Annotated in this window: 20 protein-coding genes; 15 read left to right on the top strand and 5 right to left on the bottom strand. The window is 74.0% G+C overall.

What is annotated here, in order from left to right:
- Nucleotides 1-64: 64 nt before the first annotated feature.
- Nucleotides 65-2,020, top strand: coding sequence for a phosphocholine-specific phospholipase C (locus ABEB07_RS13500; protein ID WP_345668537.1), 1,956 nt, complete (start codon nucleotides 65-67; stop codon nucleotides 2,018-2,020).
- Between the two features lie 80 nt (nucleotides 2,021-2,100).
- Here the strand turns inward: ABEB07_RS13500 and ABEB07_RS13495 are convergent, their stop codons facing one another.
- The gene (locus ABEB07_RS13495; protein ID WP_345668536.1) at nucleotides 2,101-3,111 is read right to left on the bottom strand and encodes a metallophosphoesterase family protein; all 1,011 of its coding nucleotides are present in this window, start codon (nucleotides 3,109-3,111) and stop codon (nucleotides 2,101-2,103) included.
- A 200-nt stretch (nucleotides 3,112-3,311) separates the two neighbouring features.
- Here ABEB07_RS13495 and ABEB07_RS13490 point away from each other — a divergent pair, with 200 nt between their 5' ends.
- Both ABEB07_RS13490 and ABEB07_RS13485 read left to right on the top strand, forming a co-directional pair.
- Nucleotides 3,312-5,699 (top strand): SCO7613 C-terminal domain-containing membrane protein, encoded by a 2,388-nt coding sequence (locus tag ABEB07_RS13490; protein WP_345668535.1) that lies wholly within the window; start codon nucleotides 3,312-3,314, stop codon nucleotides 5,697-5,699.
- Nucleotides 5,700-5,767: 68 nt separating this feature from the next.
- Nucleotides 5,768-6,316: a YciI family protein gene (locus ABEB07_RS13485; RefSeq protein ID WP_345668534.1), complete on the top strand. Its 549-nt coding sequence runs from the start codon at nucleotides 5,768-5,770 to the stop codon at nucleotides 6,314-6,316.
- A 153-nt stretch (nucleotides 6,317-6,469) separates the two neighbouring features.
- Here the strand turns inward: ABEB07_RS13485 and ABEB07_RS13480 are convergent, their stop codons facing one another.
- The gene (locus ABEB07_RS13480; RefSeq protein WP_345668533.1) at nucleotides 6,470-8,002 is read right to left on the bottom strand and encodes a ricin-type beta-trefoil lectin domain protein; all 1,533 of its coding nucleotides are present in this window, start codon (nucleotides 8,000-8,002) and stop codon (nucleotides 6,470-6,472) included.
- A 172-nt stretch (nucleotides 8,003-8,174) separates the two neighbouring features.
- Here ABEB07_RS13480 and ABEB07_RS13475 point away from each other — a divergent pair, with 172 nt between their 5' ends.
- Entirely contained in the window at nucleotides 8,175-9,581 is a 1,407-nt protein-coding gene (locus tag ABEB07_RS13475; protein WP_345668532.1) for a cellulase family glycosylhydrolase, read from the top strand.
- On the opposite strand, the gene ABEB07_RS13470 is transcribed toward ABEB07_RS13475, so the two are convergent.
- Together ABEB07_RS13470 and ABEB07_RS13465 are read right to left on the bottom strand one after the other, a co-directional pair.
- The gene (locus ABEB07_RS13470) at nucleotides 9,578-10,690 is read right to left on the bottom strand and encodes a globin domain-containing protein (protein WP_345668531.1); all 1,113 of its coding nucleotides are present in this window, start codon (nucleotides 10,688-10,690) and stop codon (nucleotides 9,578-9,580) included. The genes ABEB07_RS13475 and ABEB07_RS13470 overlap by 4 nt on opposite strands.
- A 179-nt stretch (nucleotides 10,691-10,869) precedes the next feature.
- Nucleotides 10,870-11,253, bottom strand: a complete 384-nt coding sequence (locus ABEB07_RS13465; RefSeq protein ID WP_164584464.1) for a VOC family protein — start codon at nucleotides 11,251-11,253, stop codon at nucleotides 10,870-10,872.
- A gap of 884 nt (nucleotides 11,254-12,137) precedes the next feature.
- Here ABEB07_RS13465 and ABEB07_RS13460 point away from each other — a divergent pair.
- The 11 genes from ABEB07_RS13460 to ABEB07_RS13410 all read left to right on the top strand — a co-directional run bounded on the left by ABEB07_RS13460 (nucleotide 12,138) and on the right by ABEB07_RS13410 (nucleotide 22,710).
- The gene (locus ABEB07_RS13460) at nucleotides 12,138-13,085 is read left to right on the top strand and encodes a hypothetical protein (RefSeq protein ID WP_345668529.1); all 948 of its coding nucleotides are present in this window, start codon (nucleotides 12,138-12,140) and stop codon (nucleotides 13,083-13,085) included.
- 152 nt (nucleotides 13,086-13,237) lie between these two features.
- Nucleotides 13,238-13,933, top strand: a complete 696-nt coding sequence (locus tag ABEB07_RS13455) for a class F sortase (protein ID WP_176151645.1) — start codon at nucleotides 13,238-13,240, stop codon at nucleotides 13,931-13,933.
- A gap of 26 nt (nucleotides 13,934-13,959) precedes the next feature.
- A complete protein-coding gene (locus tag ABEB07_RS13450) occupies nucleotides 13,960-14,175 on the top strand; it encodes a hypothetical protein (RefSeq protein ID WP_164584461.1) in 216 nt (71 codons plus the stop codon).
- A gap of 348 nt (nucleotides 14,176-14,523) precedes the next feature.
- Nucleotides 14,524-15,420 carry an FG-GAP repeat domain-containing protein gene (locus ABEB07_RS13445; RefSeq protein WP_345668528.1) on the top strand — a complete coding sequence of 299 codons (897 nt, stop codon included), beginning with the start codon at nucleotides 14,524-14,526 and terminating at the stop codon, nucleotides 15,418-15,420.
- Nucleotides 15,421-15,568: 148 nt separating this feature from the next.
- Nucleotides 15,569-16,489, top strand: a complete 921-nt coding sequence (locus ABEB07_RS13440) for an LLM class F420-dependent oxidoreductase (RefSeq protein ID WP_176151643.1) — start codon at nucleotides 15,569-15,571, stop codon at nucleotides 16,487-16,489.
- Nucleotides 16,490-16,518: 29 nt separating this feature from the next.
- Nucleotides 16,519-16,683 (top strand): hypothetical protein, encoded by a 165-nt coding sequence (locus ABEB07_RS13435; RefSeq protein ID WP_345668527.1) that lies wholly within the window; start codon nucleotides 16,519-16,521, stop codon nucleotides 16,681-16,683.
- Entirely contained in the window at nucleotides 16,656-18,446 is a 1,791-nt protein-coding gene (locus tag ABEB07_RS13430; RefSeq protein WP_345668526.1) for a PucR family transcriptional regulator, read from the top strand. The genes ABEB07_RS13435 and ABEB07_RS13430 overlap by 28 nt, the downstream gene beginning before the upstream one ends.
- 200 nt (nucleotides 18,447-18,646) lie before the next feature.
- Nucleotides 18,647-20,032: a type III PLP-dependent enzyme domain-containing protein gene (locus ABEB07_RS13425; protein WP_345668525.1), complete on the top strand. Its 1,386-nt coding sequence runs from the start codon at nucleotides 18,647-18,649 to the stop codon at nucleotides 20,030-20,032.
- A 33-nt stretch (nucleotides 20,033-20,065) separates the two neighbouring features.
- Nucleotides 20,066-20,194 (top strand): hypothetical protein, encoded by a 129-nt coding sequence (locus ABEB07_RS13420; protein ID WP_345668524.1) that lies wholly within the window; start codon nucleotides 20,066-20,068, stop codon nucleotides 20,192-20,194.
- 104 nt (nucleotides 20,195-20,298) lie between these two features.
- Entirely contained in the window at nucleotides 20,299-21,651 is a 1,353-nt protein-coding gene (locus tag ABEB07_RS13415) for a dicarboxylate/amino acid:cation symporter (RefSeq protein WP_425588999.1), read from the top strand.
- 165 nt (nucleotides 21,652-21,816) lie between these two features.
- The gene (locus ABEB07_RS13410) at nucleotides 21,817-22,710 is read left to right on the top strand and encodes an NAD-dependent protein deacetylase (RefSeq protein WP_345668522.1); all 894 of its coding nucleotides are present in this window, start codon (nucleotides 21,817-21,819) and stop codon (nucleotides 22,708-22,710) included.
- 20 nt (nucleotides 22,711-22,730) lie between these two features.
- Here ABEB07_RS13410 and ABEB07_RS13405 read toward each other — a convergent pair whose 3' ends face one another.
- The gene (locus ABEB07_RS13405; RefSeq protein ID WP_345668521.1) at nucleotides 22,731-24,188 is read right to left on the bottom strand and encodes an MFS transporter; all 1,458 of its coding nucleotides are present in this window, start codon (nucleotides 24,186-24,188) and stop codon (nucleotides 22,731-22,733) included.
- Nucleotides 24,189-24,238 lie beyond the last annotated feature (50 nt).

The following is a 24,238-nucleotide window of genomic DNA, read 5'->3' as shown; positions in this document are numbered from 1 at the left end:
GGGACCGGCGTCACCGCCTGCCCCGAAGGTGACCACGCATCCCCCGCCCCGACCGGAGGTCGTCGTGTCACCCATCAACCGCCGTACATTCCTCGGATCCGCCGGCGCCCTCGGCGCCGCCGTGGGTCTGGACGCGCTGCCCGCCGTTCTGCGCGAGGCGAGCGCGGCCGCCGCGGGCGGCACCCTCGACTCCGTCGAACACGTCGTCATCCTCATGCAGGAGAACCGCTCCTTCGACCACTACTTCGGCACGCTCAGAGGCGTCCGCGGCTTCGCCGACACCTCCCGGCTGCGCTTCCCCGCCAACGCCCACGTCTTCCAGCAGAAGACCTCGGGACCCGCCGGCGGCTCCGTGCTCCAGCCCTGGCACCTGGACACCGCCACCACCGACGCGCAGCGGGTGAGCGACCTCGACCACTCCTGGTCCGGCACGCACAGCGCGTGGAACAACGGCCTGTACAACAACTGGATCCCGGCGAAGACCGCGAAGTCGATGGGCTACTACACCCGCGCCGACATCCCCTGGCAGTTCGCGCTCGCCGACGCCTTCACCCTGTGCGACCAGTACTTCTGCTCGGTCCAGGGGCCGACCAATCCCAACCGCCTCTACCAGTGGTCGGGTTGGGTCGACCCCAACGGCACCGCCGGCGGCCCCGTCACCGACAACAGCGAGAAGGGCTACACCTGGACGACCTACCCCGAGCGCCTGGAGGCGGCCGGCGTGGCGTGGCGGGTGTACCAGGAGACGGACAACTACGACGACAACCCCCTCGCCTGGTTCACCCGGTTCAAGAGCGCCGCCACCTCCTCCTCGCTGTACCAGCGCGGGATGCTCAAGACCACCGACTCCATCGCCGCGTTCACCGCCGACGTCGCCGCCGGCAAGCTCCCGCAGGTCTCCTGGGTCGTCGCCCCCGCCGCCAAGTCCGAGCACCCGTCCTACCCGCCGGCCTACGGCGCCGACTACTCCGCCGGGATCCTCGCCGCGCTCGCCGCGCACCCGGACGTGTGGGCCAAGACGGTGGTCTTCCTCAACTTCGACGAGAACGACGGCTTCTTCGACCACGTGGTGCCGCCCGTCGCGCCGTCCGGCACCGCGGACGAGTTCATCGGCGGCAAGCCCATCGGCCTGGGGCCGCGCGTCCCCATGACCGTCATCTCGCCCTGGAGCACCGGCGGCAAGGTCTGCTCCGAGACCTTCGACCACGGTTCGGTGCTGCGGTTCGTCGAGGCGTGGACCGGGGTGAGGGAGACGAACGTCTCCGCCTGGCGGCGCACCGTCTGCGGCGACCTCACCTCCGCCTTCGCCTTCGCGGCCACCCCGTCGGTCTTCCCCGGGACCCTCCCCGACACCAAGGCGCTGGTCGCCAAGGCGAACGCGCAGGACTCGCTGCCCGACGCCACGGCCCCCGCCAGTTCCACCCTGCCGCCCCAGGAGACCGGCGACCGTCCGGCGCTCCCGCTCGGCTACCGCTTCGACACCACTTCCTGGACCGACGCCGCCACCGGCCGGATCTGGTTCAAGACCACCGGCAAGGGCCGCCTGGGCGGCGGCTTCGCGGCGTACACCGTCAACCACCGCACGTTCCAGCAGTGGCGTTACACATGTGCGCCCGGCGGCTCGGTCTCCGACTACTTCAGCGCCCAGACCTACGGCGGCGGCCTCTACGACGTCGACCTCATGGGACCCGACGGGTATGTGCGCGGCTTCCAGGGCGACGTGCGCACCTGGAGCGACGCCGCCAAGGCCCACCCGGAGGCCCAGGTCACCGACAACGGCGACGGCGCCACCCTCACCGTCCAGCTCACCAACGCCGGTGGCGCGTCCGCCGTCTTCACCGTCGGCGCCAACACGGCGCAGGGCGCCTCCGGGGGCGCCGCGCAGACGGTCACCGTGGCGGCGGGCGGCAGCTGGACGGGCACCCTGCGCACGGCCGCCGGCCGGTACGACGTGACCGTCACGGCGAACACCGGGGACGGATTCGCGCGGCGGTTCGCCGGGCGGGTGTACCCGGCCTGATCCCGCGCGGGCGCGCACCGGCCGCGCGCGGCGGCACCGGAGCGGGGACGCTCCGGTGCCGCGACGGGTGCGGACTTCGCTCAGATGCGGGTGGCCAGCGGCACCGTGACCTGCTTGAGCCACGTGCCGGTGGCGAAGTCGCGCGCCTTGAGGACCACGCGGTCGCGGTGCACCTCGACCTGGAGACCCTGGTTGAAGACGCCGTCGACCGCGTTCTCGCCGCCCTGTCCGTTGTCCGTGAAACCGGTCTGCACGGCACCGGTGTTGACGACCGAGAAGCCGTCGAGATTGGCCGTGCCGGGCACTACGCGGCGCACGTACCAGTCGGACAGTCCCAGGTCCCAGTGGGTGTGCCCGCTGAAGAGGAACACGTCACGGTGGCGGCCGAGGAGACCGAGCAGGCGGTCGGCCTGGAGGTAGTCGCTCAGGTACAGCTTGTTGCGGGTGCCCGAGACCGTGTCGGGCAGCGGGTGGTGGGTGATCACCATGACGGGCCGGCGCCGGCGCGCCCAATGGTCCAGCCGGTCCGCCAGCCACTGGAACTGCGCCTCGCTCAGCCACACCTCGTCCCACAGCTTCGGGTCGTGGTAGTGCATGTAGCGCTCGGTTCCGATGGTGAGGACGGGGATGCCGCCGAACGTCGTCTCCGCGTACACCCTGCCGCGTTCCGCGAACCGGTGGAAGCTGCGGAACAGCGAGTCCTCGGTGGTGCCGTTGGGCCAGGTGGCCTGGGCCAGGGTGTCGGGGTCGGCCCACTTCGGCACGTAGAACTCATGGTTGCCGATGGCCCAGGCGATGTCGCGCGGGTGCGGGTTGCGGGCCAGGACCCGGCGCACTTCGGCGTACTCGGCGTCGTAGCCGCGCGGGGTGATGTCCCCGGCCACGGCGAGTCCCGAGCTGTGCGGGTTGGTGGCGTGCATGTCCTTGAGCGCGGTGGCCAGGTCGCCGAGGTCGCCCTGGATGTCGCTGATGACGTTGAAGGCGGTCAGCGGGCCGTCGCCGCGCTGTGTGCGGGCTTCGGCGGATGCGGGGGCGAGCGCTCCAAGGGCGACGGCGCCGGCCGTCGTGGCGAACAGGGCTCTGCGTTGCACGGGAGGGTCCTTCCGGTCTCGGCGCCCGGCGGGGACGCCGGGCGCCTGGTGCACAAGGGTCCAGACCCGTTATCGATACGCGACCCACGTCACCGTCGAGTGAACACCGAACGACAGGTGGCGCGGTATCCGGCTACCTGAGTACTCGCTGAGTACGCGCGCTCATGCCGTACGACGTGGCGCGGCCCAGACTGCGAACCATGACACACGTTCCGTCACCGGCCGAGGAGCTGCGGCTCATCGACGCCGAGCTGTGGCGACTGGACGCCCGCCGCGCGCAGTTGCGGGCGCGCCGGGCCTGGCTGGTAGCCCGACTGCCCGCGCCCACGCCCACGCGACCCGGTCCCGTACCGCCCCCCGCCACGCCCGCCTCGCCCCGCCCCGAGACCACCGCGCCGCGCGTGCAGAACACGCTGCTGCTCCTGGGCGGCCTGCTGCTGACCATCGCGGCGGTCGCCTTCACCCTGGTCAGCTGGGGACACCTGGGGATCGCCGGACGCTCGCTGGTGCTGGGCGCGGTGACGGCGGCCGCCCTGGCCGCTCCGCTGCCGCTGCTGGGGCGCGGCCTGCGCTCGACGGCCGAGGCGGTGGCCGGGCTCGCGCTGGCGCTCACCGTGCTCGACGCCTACGCGCTGCACGCGGTCGCCCTCACCGGGGTGGACGGCACGGCGTACGCGGCCGCGGCGTCGGCGGTGCTGGCGGCCGGCTGGGCGGGTTACGGGCTGCTGCCGCGCACCGCGGCGCTGCGGCTGCCGCTCCCGGCCGCGCTGGCCGCCGCCCAACTGCCGCTGCTGCTGGCGGCGGTGGCGGCCGACGCGGGGCGTTACGGGATCACCGTCGCGCTGCTCTTGACGGCGGCGTGCGACACGGCGGTGGCGCTGCGCGCCCCGGCCGCGGTGCCGCGGATCGGCGCCGCGGTGGGCGCGTACGGCATGGGGGCGTGGGGCGTGCTGGGAGCGGCCTGGCTGTCGTGGACGGCCGGTGGTCCGGGCGCCGGGGCGGGTGCGGCGGCGCTGCTGCTGTTCGCGGCCGGTGTCGCGCTGGCGGCGGTCCGGCGGGAGCGTGCCGCGGGGCACGCCGTCGGGTTGTCCGTCGCGGCCGGTCTGCTGGTCGTCACCGCGCTCGGCGGGACCGTCCGTCCGACGCTGCCGGCCTCTTGGACGGTACCCGTCCATCTCGCCCTGGGCATCGCACTGTTGGCGGTGGTACGGACCGGGCGGGTGCCGGAGCCGGTGCGGCGCGGTCTCGTCCTGGCCTCGGCCGCCGTGCAGGGCCTGGCGGTGCTGTGGGCGCTGCCCGTGCTCGCGGTGGTGCTGCTGGGGCCGGGCGGCTGGGCGCCCCGGGTCTGGTCGGGCGCGCCGGCCGGTGCCCGGGAGGCCGTGACGGTCGGCGCGCCGTGGCCGCCGCAGCCGGCGGCGACGCCGCTGGTGCTGGCGGCCGTCGCCGTCGTCCTCGCGGTCGTGGTGCGCGATTCGGCGTGGCGGCCCAGGGCCCTGGTGGGTGCGCTGGTCCTCGGATGGTCCGCGCTGCTGGTGGCCCCGGCGGTGCTGGCCGCGCCCTACCCGGTGGCACTCGTCGTGGAGGCGCTGTTGACGGCGGCGCTGCTCGCGGTGGCGGCGCGGTGGCGGGTGACGGACGGCGCCGGCCCGGCCGTGTCGGTGCTCGCCCTCGTCACGTCCGTCTCGCTCGCGCTGCTCGCGCTGCCGGCGCGGTCCGCGACGCTGGGGGTGCTCACCGTCCTCGCGGCGCTGTTCGCGGCGGCTTCGGTCACGCGGCGCACGTCGGCGCTGACGGCGCCGGCCGCGTTCGGGTACGGCGCCGCGCTGGCCTGCGCGGTGGGCGCGGCGGCGGGCTGGAGCGCGCAGCACACCGCGCTGCTCGTACTGGTGGTCCCGGCGGTGGCGGCGCTGCTCGCCGCGCGGATCCCCGACGCGCGCACGACGGTGGCGGTCGAGGCCGCGGGTGCGGCCGCCGTCCTCCTGGCGATCGGGCTGGCGGCCGGCGATCCGGCGATGCTGGCCCTGGTGCTGTCCCTGGCCGCGGTGCTCGCCGCCGGGACGGCCGTGCGCGCCGACCGCCGTCCCGCCGCCCACGCGGCCACCGCGCTGTTCGCCCTGGCCGCCTGGGTGCGGCTGGCGGCCTGGGGCGTCACGGCGCCGGAGGCGTACACGGTGCCGGTGTCCGTCCCGGCGCTCGTGCTGGGTGCGCTGCGCCGGCGCCGCGATCCGCGGGCGTCGTCGTGGGTGGCGTACGGGCCCGGTCTCACCGTCACGCTGCTGCCGAGCCTCGCGGCCGCCTGGGCCGACGCGCACGCCGTCCGGCCGTGGCTGCTGGGCGTGGCGGCGCTGCTGGTGACCCTGGTGGGCGCCCGGCACCGGCTGCGGGCGCCGCTGCTGCTGGGCGGCGCGGTGCTCGTGCTGGACGCGCTGCACGCGTGGGCCCCCTACCTGGTGCGGGTCGCCGACGCCCTGCCCCACTGGGTGCTCCCCGCGCTGGCCGGACTGCTGCTGCTCGCCGTCGGCGCGACGTACGAACGGCGGCTGCGGGACGTACGGCGGGTGCGGGAGGTGCTGGGACGGATGAACTAGCCGCGCCGCGCGAGCCCGTCGGGGAAACCCGCTCGACCCGGTCGCCGTCGCGGAGAGATCCTTCGAGCATGGAGTTCCTCTGCTACCACCGTGACCGGTCCGGCTCCCTGGCGCTGCGCGAGGAGTTGACGGAAGAGCACTGGTGCTACATGGACCGGTTCGCGAAGGAGTTGATCGCCCGGGGCCCGACGTTTGCCGACGACGGCGACACGCTCACCGGCAGCGTGCACATCGTCGACCTGCCCGGTCCCGCGGCCGCCCGCGCGTTCGCCTTCGACGAGCCGAACTACCAGGCGGGGGTCTACCGTGACGTGCTGCTGCGGCGGTGGCGCAACACGCTGGGGCGCACCATGTGGGAGTTTCCCGGCGGCCGCGACGGCGGCCGCCGCTACCTGGTGCTCGGCCTGGGCGCGGGCCCGGCCGCCGACCTGGAGGTGCCGCCCGGCCGGGACGAGCTGATCGCGTACGGGCCGCTGCTGTCCGACGACGGCGCGGCCTGGCTGGGCACGGCGGCGCTGCTGCGGGCGCCGGACGCGGAGAGCGCACGCGCCGTGCTGACGCCGGGCCGGTACGCCGACATCGAGGTGCACGACTGGGTGTTCGGCGGGCGCCGGTAGCGACCGGAGCCGGCCCGCCGGGTTCCTGACGTCGCGCTCAGGACCGGGCGGCGTCCGCCGCTCTCAGGTGTGCCGCCCGGCGCGCGGGCCCGCGCCGCGCGCGGTCCGCGGGCGGGACCGGCCGCGGTCACCGGTCCCGCCCGCGGACCCGTGTCACGAGGTGAAGCGCTGGCTCGCCGAGCCGTCGCAGTTCTGCAGGCGCAGCGGCTGGCGGACGGCGGTCTGGGTCAGGCAGAGCCCGGTCGCTGCGGCCGGCCGGACCGTGCCGCCGTCGCGGAGGAACTTCTGGTTCGCCGCGCCGGAGCAGTTCCAGATGATCAGCGCGGCGCCGGCCTGATATTTGGCGCCCGGCACGTCCAGGCACCGGTCCTGGGTCAGTCCGGTGTGGAGGGTCTGCCGGGCGGCGTCGTACCACCAGTCCTGGTTGCGGGTGCCGCCACAGGTCCAGCCGAGCACCGCGGTGCCGTTGGCGCTCTGCGAGGAGTCGACGTCGACGCAGTCGCCGGTGGCCTGGTTGCGCACCGGCCGGTAAGCGTCGTCCCAGGCCTGCGGGAAGAGCGTGGGGGTGCCGGAGGAGTTGACGTCCGCGCACGCGCCCTCGCGCAGCCCTGAGTCGTAGAAGCGGGTCAGGCAGGTCGCGAAGGCCGCGTGGCCGCGGGCGTTGGGGTGGAAGGACTGGCGTACGGAGTTCTCGTCGGGCAGGCCGGGCTTGGACAGGTCGATGTAGAGGCCGCGCGCCCAGGTGTCCTCCGTGCACACCTCGTGGCCGTTGAACAGGCGCGAGTCGTCGAGGTAGAGCGCCCCGGCGTCGGCCGCGGCCTCGCGGATGCCCCGTTCGAAGGCGGGCACCGCCACGTTGCGTCCCCAGGCGGTGTCCGAGTCGTAGCCGAGGCCGCCGCAGGCGAGCTTGCCGGGGAAGTTCGGGTTGTCGCGGAAGTCCGGCCCGATGGGGCTCGGGTAGCTCATGACGACGAGTTTGTAGTCCCCGTCGGCGTAACCGGCGTCGCGCATCACGGTCTTGAGATCGCGCACGGTCTGTTCGACCTTGGGGACCAGGGCGTCGACGCGGGCCTGCCAGCCGGGTGCGTACTTGGACTCGCAGGGGCCCTGGGAGAGCAGGTAGCGCTCGACGCAGTCGGTCATGACGGGACCGAACTGGAGGTCGTCGTTGGCGCCGGCCACCAACAGCACCATCTTGATGCGGGTGTTGCGCGCCTTGACGGCCAGGCTGTCGCTCTGCACCAGCTCGTCGGCGTACTGCTTGGCGCCGCCGATGCGGATGTTGCCGGTGTAGGCGCCGGAGCAGGCCACGTTGTAGGTGAGGTCCGCGGGGATCCCGGTGCGGTGGATGGCGGCGTCGCCGGAGCGGTGGCACCAGTTGGCGGGGCCGTTGGTCGGCGCCTCGTAGGAGCCGACGCCCTCCCCCGAGATCTCGCTGTCGCCGAGCGAGATCAGCGCGGTCTTGCGGTCGGCGAGCGGACGCACCGCCGCGTCGCCGTAGAGCGCGGTGGCCTCGGCGGCCCGGATGCTCTCGAGGTCGGGCGGGAGCAAGGTGGCGGACACCGGCGCGGCGGTGTCCGGGCCCGCCGCCGCCGCGGGGGCGGCTGCCGCGGGTGTGCCGAGCAGGGCGGCGGACGCGGCCACGGTGGCGAGCGTCCACCTGAGTCTGTACCGGGAGCGTCTCATGGGCACCTCCTGGTCGTATCGGGTTACCCACGGTTCTTACTGGTCGGTAGGGGTTTTGGGAATACCTCCGGCGAGAACTGCCGCAGGATGTGCCGCACGACGTCTTGAAGGCACGCCCCGGCGGCTGATGGGATGCGCGGCACCGTGCACACCGACGAGCCGGAGGTCCCTCGTGCTGCGAACCACCTTGACGGCAGGCGCGGTCGTCGCCGCGCTGCTCGCCCCCGCTGCCCCGCACGCCCGCCCGGCCGGCCGGGACTCCCCCGCGACCGCCACCGCCCGCCCGGCCGGGCAGCGGATCCCCCGCCTCACCGACCGGGACGGGCGCACCCTGACGCTGCGCGGCTGGAACGTCGAGGACAAGGCGCACCGCGGCGACCAGGCGCTGACCGCCGTCACCGAGCGCGACTTCAGGGATCTGCGGGCCAAGGGCTTCGACTTCGCGCGGCTGCTGGTCTTCTGGGACGACCTGGAGCCGCGGCCCGGCCGGTACAGCCAGGAGTACCTGCGGCGCATCGGGCGCGTCCTCGACTGGGCCGCGCGCTACGACGTGCGGGTCGTCATCGACATGCACCAGGACGTGTTCGGACCCGCGTTCGGCCACCGCGGCGTCCCCGCGTGGGCGACCCGGACCGACTCGCTGCCCTTCACGGCACACCCGGACGACTGGTTCGCCGAGTACTTCGAGCCGGCCGTCCAGCGCGCCTTCACCCACCTGTACGAGGACGCGGACCTGCGCCGCGCCCAGGCGCGGGCCTGGCAGGTGCTCGCCGCCCGCTTCGCCCGCCACCCGGCCGTCCTCGGCTACGACCTGATCAACGAGCCGATGGGAGAGGTGCGCGGGGACGAGGACCTGGCGACGGCGGCCCGCCGGATCGAGCGCGACCAGCTCACTCCGATGTACAACCGCCTCGCCGACGCGGTCCGTTCGGCCGACCCGCACGCGTGGCTGTTCGTCGAACCCACCCCGATCGTGGGCGAGGGCGTGCCGACCGGGCTCGGACGGATCGACGACCCGAAGGTGGTGTACGCGCCGCACTTCTACAACACGGCCATGGAGGCGGGCGCGGACTACGATCCCGCGGCCGGCTGGATCCCGGCGTACGAGGCGGCCGTCACCCGGTACCCGAAGGAGTACGGGGTGCCGGTGGTGGTCGGCGAGTGGGGACCGCTCAACAGCGGCCTGCCGAACATGAACCGCTTCTACCGGGAGGCGATGGCCTCGCTCGGCCGCTACAGCTCGGGCTGGGCGGGCTACGTGTGGTGCCGCGGCGGCGGGTACTGCGCCCTCGACGACACCGGCGCCTTGCGCCCCAACAAGGAGCTGACCGCCGAGCCGTACGCCGAGGCGGTGGCGGGTACGGTGCGCTCCGCGTCGTACGACGCCGCGCGCGGCGTGTACCGGCTGACGTACACCGCGGCGCGGCGCGGTTCCCGCACCACCGAGCTGTCCCTGCCGCCCGGGCGGTGGCGGATCTCGGTCGGCGGCAGGGCGACCGTGCGGCGCGAGGCGGCGGGCCGGGCACGGGTGCTGGCCGCCGCGGGCGGCCGGATCTCGGTCACCGTGACGCGCGGCTAGACGGGGAGACCCGGGCCGCCGCGCGCGGGTCCTGGGCCGGTGGGCGGCAGGTCGTGGCGCAGGTGTTCGGGCGGCAGCCCGGCGTGGACGAGGGCGGCCGCCAGGGCGTGCACGACGGCCGGTGGTCCGGCCATCAGGGTCCGTCCGGCCGCCGGGGCCGGGCCCCGGGTCAGGGCCTCGGCCGTCCGGTCGCGGGCGCGCTCGGGCGAGGTGTCCACGACCGGCACCACGGTGAGCCACGGGTGGCGGCGTTCCAGTTCGGTGAGGTGGTCGGTGTCGTAGAGGTCGGCGGGCGTCTCGGCGCCGAGGTGGCGCCGTACCGGGCGCGCCTGGTGCCGCGGGGCCGACCGGAGGCGGTGGTCCAGTTCCTGGAGGAGCGCCTTCATCGCGGCCCAGCCGGTGTCCCAGGCCACCAGCCGCAGTTCGCCGTCCGCCGCGTCGTCCAGCGCCAGGTTTCCCCGCGGCGGGCCGACGCGCACCTCGTCCCCGGCCGCCGTACCGCTCACCAGGGCGTCGCTGACTCCCCCGGGTCCGGTGCGGCGGACGTGGAACTCGATGTCCCCCCGCGTGCCGGGCGCGCCGGCCGGATCGTACGGGCGCCAGGTGCGCGGCAGTCGCGGCGACTCCCGTGCGACGTACTGACCGGCCCGGTGGCGGAAGGTCTCGTGCCGGCGGAGACGAAGGAGCGTGAGGTCCGGTGCGAGCAGCCGGTGGGAGGTCACCGTGGCCCGCCAGAAGGGCGGTTCGCGCGGCGCCGCCTCCGCGCCCCGCACCGGGGCCGTGACGCCGAAGCGCAGCATGCGCAGCCACGCCTGCCCCAGTTCCGCGGTCCAGCGCGGGCCCGCCTGCACCCGCAGCGCCTCGCTCAGCGCCGTCTCGAACGCCGCGTACTGTGCCGGGAGCAGCCCGAGTCCGCGGTGGTCGCGGCCGAGCCGGGTGAAGGTCTCGACGATGGCGTCGGGCTGGTCCAGGTGCTCGATCAGGTACCGCAACGCCCGTGCGAGATGCGCTCGTTGGAACTCCATCGAGGCCGGGAAGAGTGAGCGCGGCGAGGGGTGCCGGGCGAAGAGTGCCCGGTAGAGGTGGCCGATCAGCTCGTCGAAGCTCATCGTCGGCGTCCCCTCGGCGTCGGTGACGGGTGGCCGCGCCTGGCGCAGGGGTGATCCACCCGTGGAAACGCCGGTCAGTACGGCATCGGGGGCATCTGCCCCGACGTCCCGCCTGACCAGGGACTTCGGGCCCTTGACAGGGGTCGGCGGAGAGGCTCGCGGCGTCGGTGCGCGCGAGGTCACACGGGACGCAGGCGGGTGCGCAGGAGGCAGAACTCGTTGCCCTCGGGATCTGCCAGGACGTGCCAGTCCTCGGTTCCGCTCTGCCCGACGTCGGCGGGCCGGGCGCCCAGGGCGAGCAGTCGCTCCAGCTCGGCGTCCTGGTCGCGGTCGGTGGCGTTGACGTCGAGGTGCAGGGGCAGTTTCCCGGCCCGGGGGTGCTCGCCGGGGCTGAGGATCAGGGTGGGCTGCGGGCCGCCGAAGCCGACGCCGGGCGGGCCGATCTCGATGCTTCCGTCGTCCTCGCGGCCCACTTCGACATACCCGAGCACCTCGCACCAGAACACCGCGAGCCGTTCCGGATCGGCGCAGTCGAGGACCAGCTCACTGATGCGGCATGCCATGCCGGTCAGTCTACGCGTACGGGCCGATCGGGGCCGCGTGTAGGGGAGTTGTCCGCCGCGGCCCGGGGCTTTCCTCTCGCCCTGTCTCCGGTGGGCGGTGGCGTGGTGATCCGTGGCGGGAGGGGCGGGTCCGGATGCGCTCCGTCGGGGTGGGACGGCGTGTGCCGCGACGGGTCCGGAGGAGAGCGCGCCGAGGTGGACCAGGGTGGTCGCCACCGCGCCGCCGGGGGGGCGCGCACTGTCCGGCCGGTGCGGGCCGGGTGTGCGGGCCGGCCGGCGAAGGCCGGGCAGGTGGCCGGCGCCCCGTCGGCCACGTGTTTCGCCTCCGGTCGGTCCGGCGGTGTGTGGGATGGCCGGCGGCGTGAGGTGGGCGGCGGTCTCGCCGAACCCGGCGTGCGGGCAGCGCCGTTGGTCGGCGGTATACGAACGCCCGGGCCGTGGCGTGTGGGCGGCCTTCGTCCCGTACGGCCGGTGCTCGCTCGCCGTCGGGCTACGTGCCCCCGCGCCCGGGAGCCACCTGAGGGCTCGTCCTGTGGGCCGGCGCCGAATCCGACGGTTCGTCCGCGCGCCGGGTTTCTCGTCGTCACCCGGGTGTGTGGATGCGAGGGTTTCAGCTCATGATCATGACAGGCGGGTGTGAGCCTGACGGGGTGTGGGCGGCCGGGTGTGTCGCGTCGCGGGTCGGCTCCCTTGGCAGGTGCTTCACGAAGAGTGGCCCGGTGTCCCCCTGGTGGAGCAGGAAAAGGCCGTCGGATGCCGTCGCGTGCTCCGAATGCGGCTCTCAAGTGGTGCGCCGACGCCAGCCCGCACAAGGTGATCACGTCACGACTGTGATCCCGAAGAGCGGGAGTCGTGATGACTCACGAATGGCGAAGGGAACACCCATGCGTATCACTCGTACCCTGTTCACCTCTGCTGCGGTCGCCACCGCCGTGGCCCTCTCCGCTCCGGGAGCGGGTGCCATGACCGCGGCCACCCTCTCCGGCGCCGTCTCCCACACGGCCGGTGTCACGGCCAAGGGTGACTCCGGCGACAACGGCGACGACCACGGCTCGGACCGCGGCGGCGACGAAGGCGGCCACGGCGGCGACAAGGGCGGCCGTGGCGGCGACGAAGGCGGTTCGGGCAAGGGCGGCCGCGGCGGCGACGAGGGCGGTCGTGGCGGTGACCGCGGCGGCGACGAGGGCGGCCACGGCAAGGACAAGCCTCGCGGCGGCGTCCACGCCGGCGGCGGCTTCCTCGCCATGGCCACCACCGGCGACAACGGCGGCGACGACCACGGCTCCGACGAAGGCGGCCACGGCAAGGGCGACCGCGGCGGCGACGAAGGCGGCTCCGGCAAGGGCGACGAAGGCGGGCGCGGCGGCGACCGCGGCGGCGACCGCGGCGGCGACGAGGGCGGCCACGGCAAGGACAAGCCTCGCGGCGGCGTCCACGCCGGCGGCGGCTTCCTCGCCATGGCCACCACCGGCGACAACGGCGGCGACGACCACGGCTCCGACGAAGGCGGCCGCGGCGGCGACGAAGGCGGCCACGGCAAGGGCGACCGCGGCGGCGACGACCACGGCGGCGACAAGGGCGGCCGCGGCGGCGACGAAGGCGGGCGCGGCGGCGACCGCGGCGGCGACGAGGGCGGTCGTGGCGGTGACCGCGGCGGCGACGAGGGCGGCCACGGCAAGGACAAGCCTCGCGGCGGCGTCCACGCCGGCGGCGGTGGCCTCGCGCAGAACGCGAACGGCATGGGCGCGGGCGCCGCGCTGGTGCTCGGCGGTCTGGGCGTCGGCGCCTACATGCTGCGTCGCCGGCGTGCCGCGGACGGCTCTGTCGCCTGACCGGATTCCGGTCGGCCACGCTCCGCTGTCGCGGGTTCGGTAGCCCCGCGCGCTCCGGGCGACACGCCCGGAGCGTGGCAGGGGCCGAGGCGACAGAGTGTCCGCCGGCCCGCAGCCTCCTCACCACCACCGGTTCATGAAAGGCACCGAGCATGTCCGTGCAGCAGCCGTCCCAGAACGAGCAGTCCGGGACCAGGCACAGGGGTCCTCACCGACGTCGGCTGCTGTGGCCCGCGGCGGCGGTCGGACTGGGTCTCGTGCTGATCCACAACTCACTCGGCACCACACAGGCGAGCCTGCCGTATCCGGCCCGCCCCAAGACGGCCGTCTCGGCGGCCCCGCACCCGAAGACCTCCGCGAGCCCCGACGGCGAGGAACTGCCGCGGTCGCAGCCGAAGCGGATCTCGATCCCGGACATCGGCGTGGACGCGCCGTTCACCAACCTGTCGATCGGCGCCTCCGGTCAGCTCGACGCACCGCCGGCCGACGACACCAATCTGGTCGGCTGGTTCCAGGGCGGGGTGTCGCCCGGTGAGCGCGGCGCGGCGATCGTCGTGGGCCACGTGGACACGAAGACCGGCCCAGCGGTCTTCGCCAACCTGTCGACGCTGGAGCCCGGCAGCCTCATCGACATCACGCGGTCGGACGGCGTCGTCGCGAGCTTCAAGATCGACACCGTGGACACCTTCAGCAAGGCGGACTTCCCCAACGACGAGGTCTACGCCGACACCTCGGACCCGGAACTGCGTCTGATCACCTGCGGCGGCAGCTACAACCGCACCGCCCAGGACTACGAGTCGAACGTGGTGGTGTTCGCCCACCTCGACTCGACCAGTCCCGCTGAGTGAACCTTCCCGGCGACAAGGAGCGCGGCATGCCGACGGACCCGGTCGAACGATTCCTGGCGGCACTGGACCCGGAGCACCGGGAGGCGGTCGGCGCCGGGCCGCGCGAGGAGCAGGAGCGGCTCGCGGCGGCCTGGGAACGGGAACTCGAGGCGGACGACGAACTCGACACCCTGGACGAGCTGTCCCCGCCGGCTGCGGAGGCCGAGGCGGCCCGGCGCGTCCTGGAGCGGGAAGCCGGGTAGCGCTTTGTCAGGGTCCCCGCGGCGGCGTGGCCGTCCGGCGCCGCGGGGCCGCTCGGCCGAGTCCTCGGCGTGGCGCCGCTCGGCGGGCGCTCCGGCCGGGCCGCCCGACATGCCCGGCGCGACCCGGCCGTGGCCGGAAATGGTTGCACCCCACATGTTGCGCTTGCGTCCCACTTCTGTAGCACTTTCGTGCCAGCGCCAAATCTGGTTGACGTGTGAAGGAGACGTGTAAAAGATCATTGGGTAACCCGGGTCCCCCGGGCCGCACGCCGGCCCGGGGGACCCGTTCCTCACAACAACTGGAGGACCCACGTGGTCAAAGGTTCCGGCCTGAACACGCGCCGCACGGTGACGCGTGTCGCGGCTGCGGCGCTCACCGCCGCTCTCGTGGCGACCGGCACGAGTGCCGCTTTCGCCGCCGACGCGTCCGGGAGCCGTTCCGCCGCGAGGGCCTTCGACGGCGCCAAGCCGTCGGCGGCCTCCAAGTCCGGTGTCCGGGCGGGGCTCGGCAACACTCAGATCAACCCGGTGTTCGGTACGGACAGCTCGGGCACCCTGTGGGAGTACGACCCCAACTTCAAGGGTGGCCTGGACGCCCGCTACAAGGCGGGCAAGGGTTGGCAGTACACCAGCTTCATGACGCAGGTCGACCAGGACTCCGACGGCCTCTCCGACGGCGTCTGGGACGTGACCAGCGGCAGGCTGTCCTACACCGAGTGGGGCTCCACCACCAACACGGTGATCGGCAGCGGCTGGAACATCTACAACCGGGTGTTCTCGGCCGGCAACCTCGGCGGCGCCGACGCCGACGACCTGCTCGCGCGGGACGGCTCCGGTGTGCTGTGGCTGTACCTCGGCTACGGCAACGGCAAGCTGACCACGCGCTACAAGGTCGGCTCCGGGTGGAACGCCTACACCGAGATCACCGGCAAGGGCGACCTGTCCGGTGACGGCAAGGACGACATCGTCGCCCGGGACAGCTCCGGCGTGCTGTGGCTCTACAAGGGCACCGGCAACTCCAAGGCGCCCTTCGCGTCCCGCGTGAAGATCGGCGCCGGCTGGAACACGTACAACAAGCTGGTCTCGGTCGGTGACATCGACATCGACGGCATCACCGACCTTGTCGCCCGCGACAAGAGCGGCGCGCTGTACCTGTACAAGGGCACCGGCAACGCCTCCGCCCCGTACGCGCCCCGCGTGAAGATCGGCACCAGCGGCTGGAACACCTACCGCCTCCTGTTCTGACCGGGATGCGTCGCCTTCCCTGAAGGCGTCTGAACGGGCCGCTCCCTCCGGGGGGCGGCCCGTTTCGCTCGTCCGGTCCCGCCGGCCGACACACGCTGTTCATGTCCGAGGCGGAATCCCCCGGCGGCGCGAGGGCGTTGGCACCGGCATGACTGTGGGAGCGACGATCGACACGACCGGATCCGCCTTGCCCGTCGACGAGGTGGTGCGTCAGGCGCACGAGGCGCGGGCGGCCGGCCTCACCAGCCTCTGGTTCGGCCAGACCTTCGGCTACGACTCGCCGACCATCGCCGCGATCGTCGGCCGCGAGGTGCCCGACATCCACCTCGGCACCTCGGCGCTACCGGTCTTCGGCCGGCATCCGCTGCTCGTCTCCAGCCAGGCGCAGACCGTCCAGGCGGCCACCGGCGGCCGCTACCACCTCGGACTCGCGCTCGGCACCAAGCTGTTCACCGAGGGCGCGTTCGGGCTGCCCTTCGAGCGGCCGGTGGCCCGGCTGAAGGAGTTCCTCACCGCGCTGCGCCAGCTGACCACGACCGGCCGGGCGCAGTTCGAGGGGGAACTGCTCACCGCGCGCACTCCGCTGCCCGCCTCGGTGCCCGGCGCCGAGCCCGCCGTGCCGCTGCTGGTGGCCGCGATGGGTCCGCAGGCGCTGCGGGTCAGCGGCCGGCTCGCGGACGGCATCCTGCCCTACCTCGCCGGCCCGCGCGCGCTGGAGGAGCACATCGTCCCGGCCCTCACCCGCGCCGCCGAGGAGGCCGGCCGTCCCGCCCCGCGCGTGGTCGCCTTCGTGCCCGGCGTCGTCACCTCCGCACCCGACCGGGTCCGCGCCGCGGCCCATGAGGCGCTCACCTTCTACCAGCAGATCCCCTCCTACGCGCGCGTCCTGGAACAGTCCGGCGTCTCCCACCCGGTGGAACTCGCGGCGATCGGCGACGAGAAGACCCTCGCCGACACGGTCCGCGGCTACCGGGACGCCGGGGCCACCCAGGTCGTCGTCGCCGCCAGTGAACTCGGCGGCCCGGACGACCGGCTGCGCACCTGGGAGGCGCTGGGCGCCCTGGCCTGACCGGCGGCCGGCACGCCGGCTCTGCGACGATGCCGACGGCGACCGCGATGATCTCGGTGATCTCGGTGATCTCGGTGATCTCGGTGATCTCGGTGATCTCGGTGATCTCGGTGTTCACGGTGGTCACAGTGACGGCGGTGGCAGCGGTGGCAGCGGTGGCCGCCGGGTGCGCGAGGGCGGGGAGGGCCGGCTGATGGACGGCGGGGCGCGGTGCGCCGAGATCTACGGCGAGGGCACGGGGACGGCGAGTCTGCGGGCCCTGCTCTCCTTCGACGACGGGGAGGCCGTACGGCTGCTGTGCGCGCCGGCCGGCCCGGACATCTCGGTCGCCCGGGTCGCGGTAGGGCTGGACGACCTGGGGGCGGGAGAGCGCGACGCCCTGCTCCTGGCCGTCGGTGCGCCCGCCGTGGCCGGGACGGTCCGGCGGGCCGCCCGGCGCGGCGCCTCGGCGGTCGTACTGGGCGACGGCGCGCCCGCGGACGACGCGCGAGCGCGGGCGGAGACGGTCGCGGCAGCCGAGGAGACCGGCGTCGCCCTGCTGGCCCGCGCCGAGGGCGCCGACTGGGCGCAGGTGGCCGCGCTGCTGCGCAGCGCCTTGTCCTACGCCCTCGCGGATCGTCCCGTTCACGCCGCCCGCGGACCCGGTTCCGGGGAGGCGTTCTCGCTCGCCGCGCTCGCCGCGCGGGTGGCCGTCCAGGTGAAGGGCTCCATCACCGTCGAGGACACCCGGTTGCGGGTGCTGGCCCACTCCGCCACCGGCGAGGCGGCCGATCCGCTGCGCCGCAGCACGATCCTCGGCGGGCGGGTGCCCGCGTGGCGGGTCGCCGAGCTGCGGCACAGCGGTCTGCTGCGCGCCCTGTGGACCTCGACGGAGGTGATCCACCGGCCCGCCGACGCGGCCGGGCCGGAACGGCTGGTGGTCGCGGTGCGCAGCGGGCAGGAGGTGCTGGGCTCGATCTGGGCGGCCGCCGACGGCGGCGCGCTCGCCCCCGACGCCGCCGCACACCTGCGGGCGGCCGCGGGGCTCGCGGCTCCGCTGCTGGTCGGCGAGCGGCTGCGGGAGAGCGGGACGGCGCGGCGGCGGGAGTCGGCGCTGCGCGGCCTGCTGGAGGGGTCCGGGGACCGGCGGACGCACGCCTGGTCGCTGGGGCTGTCGGCGGACACGGCGTGCGCGGTCGTCGTGGCCGAGCGCCCGCCCGGCGCCGCGGGCGACCGGGTGCTGGACGTGCTGGCCCTGCGGGCCGCGGCGCTGCGTCCGGGCACCGGGATGCTGCGGGACGGGGACCGGCTGACGCTGCTGCTCGTCCGCGACGCGCAGCCGGCCGAGCCGGGCGGCCGGACCGGCCGGACCGGACGTCGGCGGCCACCGGGCCCGGGCGAGCACGGCGACGGCGACGAGGGCGACCGGGAAGTCCTCGCCTTCCTGCGCGAGTTGGATCTGTTCCTGCGCGAGCAGGACCCGTCGGCCGCGCCGGCGGCGGAGGCCGCCGCGGTGTGGCTGGGCGCCGGGCCCGTCGTCCCCTCGGCGCGGGCCGCGGAGTCCCGCGAGCGGGCCGCGCTCGTCGTACGGGCGCTGCGGGAGCGGGAGGCGCGGGCCCTGGCCGCCGGGCGGCCCCGGCCGCCGCGGCACTCGGGGCCGCGAGGGGTGGACACGACGCTGGAGGTCCTGCGCGCGCTGGACACCGTGCGGCCGGTGTGGGAGTCGGGTGCGGGACCGGTGCACGCGTTCGTGCGGACGGACGCCGCCGCGGGCGGTGAGCTGCTGCGGACGCTGGCCGCCTACCTCGACGCCGGGGGTGACGTCCCGGCCGCCGCGCGGCGGCTCGTCGTCCACCCCAACACCCTGCGCTACCGGCTCAAGCGGGTCCGGGAGCGCCACGGCGTCGACCTGGCCGACCCGGACACCCGGCTGCTCGTCGCGCTGGCCGCCCGGCTGGCCGCTCCCCCGCCAGGGTGAGCGGCCAGCCGGCGCCGTGCTGCGTCTGCCGGGTGTGTTGTGCGGGTGTACGAAGGAACGGGCGCGGCTTTGTGGCACGGTCCGAAGACGCCCGGGCCGGTGGGGCGCGACGCTGGTCACCAGACCCTGAGCCCGGCGTGATCAGAGCGAGAGTCCCCAGCGGCCACGCCGCGCCGCCGCCCGAGCGAGGAGACCCGTAGATGCCCGTCCCCGTGGCCCCCGTGGGAGACACACCTGACCGGCTGTCCGTCGAACGTGCCCTGCGGCAGGCCGTGGCCGACGGCCTCCTCGGCCCCGACCACCCGGTGGCCGGGTTCATCGACGTCCAGGGGGTGCGCGAGAGCGTCGACGCGCTGCACGCGGCGTTCACACGTGTGCCGGACGTCCTGCACACCTTCGCTGTGAAGGCCTGCTCCCTGGTGCCCGTGCTGCGTCTGCTGCGCGAGACCGGGATGGGGTGCGAGGTCGCCAGTCCCGGCGAACTGCGGCTGGCGCTGGACGCGGGTTTCGCGCCCGGGCGCATCGTGCTCGACGCGCCCGCCAAGACCCGTGCCGAGATCGCCGAGGCGCTGGCCCGCGGGGTGGCGCTGAACGCCGACAACCTCGACGAGCTGGACCGGATCGACGCGCTGCGGCCGCCCGGCTGCGCCTCCGTGCTGGGACTGCGGGTCAACCCGCAGGTCGGCGGCGGGACGATCGGGGCCATGAGCACCGCGACGCGGCACTCGAAGTTCGGGGTGGCGCTGGGCGACCCGGGCGTCCGCGAGCGGGTCGTGGCTGCCTTCGCGCGCCGTCCCTGGCTGACCCGGCTGCACGCGCACGTCGGGTCGCAGGGGTGTCCGCTGCCGCTGATCGCCGAGGGGCTGGCCGCCGCGTACCGGCTGGCGGAGGAGATCAACGAGCGGGCCGGGCGCCGACAGGTCACCAGTCTCGACCTCGGCGGCGGACTGCCGGTGAACTTCGCCGACGAGCGGACGCTGCCCACCTACGCCGACTACGTCGCCGCGCTCGACGCCGCCGAACCGGGCCTGCTGGCCGGGCGGTACCGGATCGTCACCGAGTTCGGGCGCTCGCTGCTGGCCAAGAACGGCTTCGTCGCCGCGCTGGTCGAGTACGTCAAGGACGCCGGCGGGCGGCGCGTGGCGCTGACCCACGCCGGGGCGCACATCGCCACGCGGACGGTGTTCATGCCCGAGGCGTGGCCGCTGCGGGCGTCGGCGTACGGGCCGGACGGCCGTGCCAAGCGGGCGCCGCTGCTGCGGCAGGACGTGGCCGGGCCCTGCTGCTTCGCCGGTGACGTGGTGGCGCACGCGCGCGAGCTGCCCGAGCTGGCCGAGGGCGACCTGGTGGTGCTGCACGACACCGGGGCCTACTACTTCTCGACGCACTGGGCGTACAACAGCCTGCCGCGGCCCGCGGTGTACGGCTGTGCCGAGTCGGACGGCCGGGTGGTGTTCGCGACGGTCCGGCGCGCGCAGACGCTGCGCGAGATCTCCGAGGAGAGCGGTCTGGCGCACGCCGACGCCCTGGTGGAGCCGCCCGCCGGAGAACGGCCGAAGCATGCCGTTCCCAAAGAACAGCTTTGATGTTCTCAAAGTACAAGTGTTAACGTTTCCGCCATGAAGTCAGCAGCCGCGCACCGCGCCGACGCCCCCTGGGGCGCCGGCCGCCTCGTCATGGGCGTCCCGCTCGTGGCGCGCCTGCACGTCGACCTCTGCCGCTGCATGTCCGCGGTCTGTCGCGCCTGATCGCGCTCCCCCGACGCAGCGGCGCCGTCGACGCTTCCTCACGGTCGCCGCTTCCCAGTCGCCGTTTCACCTCACCCCTTTTCCGTGCGTCCCCCAGCTGGAGTGTGTCCGTGTCCGACACCACCGATCCCAAGCCCGCGAAGACCGGCTTCCGGATACCCGTCCCGTTCTGGGCCCAGGTCCTGCTCGGCCTCGTCGTCGGCCTCGCTCTCGGGTTCGTCGCCCGCACCTATGACGTCGCGTGGCTGGCCACCACTCTCGACAAGGTGGGCGGCATCTTCATCCAGCTGCTGAAGCTGGCCGTGGCCCCCCTGGTCTTCTTCGCGATCATGGTGTCGATCACCAACCTGCGGAAGGTCAACAACGCGGCCCGGCTGGCCGGCCGCACGCTTCTGTGGTTCATGATCACCTCGCTGATCGCGGTGGTCATCGGCCTGGTCATCGGCCTGGTCTCCAACCCGGGCTCCGGCTCCCACCTCACCGCGGCCGACGGCGCCAAGCCGGACCACGCCGGCAGCTGGCTCGACTTCCTCACCGGCATCATCCCCACCGACGTCATCACCCCGTTCACCGAGCTGAACGTGCTCCAGATCGTCTTCATGGCGGTCGTCGCCGGTGTCGCCGTGCTGAAGATCGGCGCGAAGGCCCAGCCGATCCTGACCCTGTCCGAGTCGGTCCTGGAGCTGCTCCAGAAGGCCCTGTGGTGGGTGATCCTGCTCGCCCCGATCGGCTCCGCCGGCCTGATCGGCCGCGCGATCGTGCAGTACGGCTGGGACCTGCTCGGCAACTACGCCACCTTCACCGTCGACATCTACGTCGGCTGCGCGCTGGTCCTGTTCGGCGTCTACCCGCTGCTGCTCGCCACCGTCGCCAAGCTGAACCCGCTGCAGTTCTTCAAGGGCGCCTGGCCCGCGATCCAGCTGGCGTTCGTCTCCCGCTCCTCGGTCGGCACCATGCCGGTCACCCAGCAGTCGGCGATCCGGCTGGGCGTTCCGAAGGACTACGCCTCCTTCGCCGTGCCGTTCGGCGCGACGACCAAGATGGACGGCTGCGCGGCGATCTACCCGGCCATCTCGGCGATCTTCGTGGCGGAGATCTTCCACCTGTCGCTGGGCGTCAGGGAGTACCTGCTCATCGCGTTCGTCTCGGTGATCGGCTCGGCGGCCACCGCCGGTCTGACGGGTGCGACGGTCATGCTGACGCTCACCCTGTCCACCCTCGGCCTGCCGATGGAGGGCGTGGGTCTGCTGCTCGCCATCGACCCGATCCTGGACATGATGCGCACCGCCACCAACGTGGCGGGCCAGGCCCTCGTCCCGGTCCTCGTCTCCGCCCGCGAGAAGATCCTGGACCAGGCGAAGTACGACAACGCGTCGGCCTCCGCGATCGACGACCTGGAGAGCGTCTACAGCGAGCCGGAGCCCCAGCCGCAGCCCGCGGCACCGGCGGCCGCCTGACGCCGGACCGCTCGCCTATGGCGCAGCGTCTCCCGCTCCGCCCCCGCCGGCAGCCGCCGGCGGGGGCGGAGGGCTGTGCGGGGGCATGCGGAACGGCGCCCGTGGGTCCGGCCGGGTGGTCGGCGGGAACGCCGGCCGGTGTTTCCCGAGGCGTACCCTGCCCGCATGGACGCTCGTGTGTTGCCCGACCCGCCGGGACGCGGCACCGCGTCACCGCCGTCGGCACCCCTTCGGGGCCGTCACCTCCAGGCGCTCGCGCGGCTGCTCGGCTCGGGGCGGGTGCTCGTGCTCAGCGGGGCCGGCATCTCCACCGAGTCCGGCATTCCCGACTACCGCGGGCCGACGGGCAGCCGCCGCCGGCACACGCCGATGACCTACCAGGAGTTCACCGGCAGCGAGGAGAGCCGCCGGCGCTACTGGGCCCGCAGCCATCTCGGCTGGGAGACGATCCGCCGGGCGCGGCCCAACGCCGGACACCGGGCGGTGGCCCGCCTGACCGCGGCCGGCCTGGTCCGCGGGGTGATCACGCAGAACGTGGACGGGCTGCACGCGGCGGCGGGCACCCCGCAAGCGGTCGAGCTGCACGGCAGCCTGCACCGGGTGATCTGTCTGAACTGCCGCAACACCGTCTCCCGGGCGCACCTGGACCAGCGGCTGCGGGAGGCCAACCCGGGCTTTCACGACCTCGCCGCCCGGATCAACCCCGACGGCGACGCGGACCTCGCGCCCGAGCAGGAGGCGCACTTCCACACCGTGCCCTGCCAGGTGTGCGGCACCGGCACCCTCAAACCGGACGTCGTCTTCTTCGGCGAGAACGTCCCCAAGCCGCGCGTCGCGCACTGCTACGAGCTGGTCGACGCCGCGTCCGCGCTACTGGTCGCCGGGTCCTCGCTCACCGTGCTCTCCGGCCTCCGCTTCGTGCGCCGCGCGGCGCGGCAGGGCAAGCCGGTCGCCATCGTCAACCAGGGCCCGACGCGCGGCGACGAACTGGCCGCCGTACGGCTCGACCTGCCCCTGGGCGACACCCTCGCCCGGCTCGCCGACGAGCTCGGCGCGTAGGGGGCGCGGCGGGCTCGGGCTCAGGCCGGCTTGCGGGCGGCCTCGTACAGCTCCTCGGAGGTGGACAGCAGCTCGCGCTGCTCCTCCTCGGACCCGACCATCGGCTGGGAGCCGTGCAGCGGCATCTGCGCGCTCTCCGGCAGGAACTTCACGGTCACCAGGCCGATGACACCGGCCGCCATCAGGTAGTAGGCGGGCATCAGGTCGTTGCCCGTCGCGCCGACCAGGGCGGCGGTGACCAGCGGGGTGGTGCCGCCGAACGCGGCGACGGCGAAGTTGAAGCCGATGCCCATGGCCGCGTACCGCACGGCGGTCGGGAAGAGCGCGGGCAGGGTGGCGGCGCTGGGCGCGGCGAAACCGGCCAGCAGCGTGGCCAGGATCAGCACGCCGAGGACCGGCGGCCAGGTGCCGTGCATCTTGATCAGCAGGAAGGAGGGCACGGCGAGGACGATCATCGCGACCGCCGCGACCGCGTAGACGGGCCGGCGGCCGACGTGGTCGCTGAGCCGGCCGATGAAGGTGATCAGCAGCACGATCCACACCATGCCGATCAGCACCAGCAGATCGGCGGAGCCGCTGGAGCGACGCAGGGTCTCGGTCTGGTACGTGGGCAGATAGCCGGTCACCATGTAGTTGGTGACGTTGTAGAGCAGGACGATGCCCATGCAGATCAGCAGGGCCGGCCAGTGCTTCTTGACGATGGTCTTGAACTCGCTGCCCGCCGACGACTGGGCGAGGGACTTCTCGTGCTCGTCCAGCTGCTGCTGGAAGGCGGGCGACTCCTCCAGTTTGAGCCGCATGTACAGGCCGATCGCGCCGAGCGGTCCGGCGATCAGGAACGGCACCCGCCAGCCCCAGGCGAGCATCTGGGCGTCGGTGAGGGCGAGGTTCAGGACCGTGACCAGCGCCGAGCCGAGCGCGTAGCCGACGAAGGTGCCGAAGTCCAGCCAGCTGGAGAGGAAGCCGCGGCGGCGGTCGGGCGAGTACTCGGCCACGAAGGTGGTCGCGCCGCCGTACTCGCCGCCGGTGGAGAAGCCCTGGACCATACGGGCGAGCAGCAGCAGGACGGGCGCGGCGATGCCGATGGTGGCGTAGCTCGGGATCAGGCCGATGGCGAACGTCCCGATCGCCATCATGATCATGGTGGTGGCGAGCACCTTCTGCCGGCCGAGGCGGTCGCCGAGCGGACCGAACACCAGGCCGCCGAGCGGTCGTACGACGAACGCGGCCGCGAAGGTGGCGAACGAGGAGATCACCTGGGCGCCCGGTGAGGCGCCGGGGAAGAACACCTTGCCGATGGTGGCGGCCAGGTAGCTGTAGACGCCGAAGTCGAACCACTCCATGCAGTTGCCGAGGGCGGAGGCGCCGACCGCGCGCCGCAGCAGGGGCGGCTCGACGACCTGGACGTCCTCCTTGCGCAGGGCGCGTTTGTTCCGCCGGAGTCTGCGGGTCAGCTCCTCGCGTACCTGCCGCGGCATCGTCGCGAGGGCGCTCCGCGGCCGTTCCGCGCCAAGGGGGTCGGTCTGTC

The organism is Streptomyces similanensis (genome assembly GCF_039543625.1).
GTDB lineage: Bacteria > Actinomycetota > Actinomycetes > Streptomycetales > Streptomycetaceae > Streptomyces > Streptomyces similanensis.
This window is presented reverse-complemented; position numbering and strand designations above follow the sequence as displayed.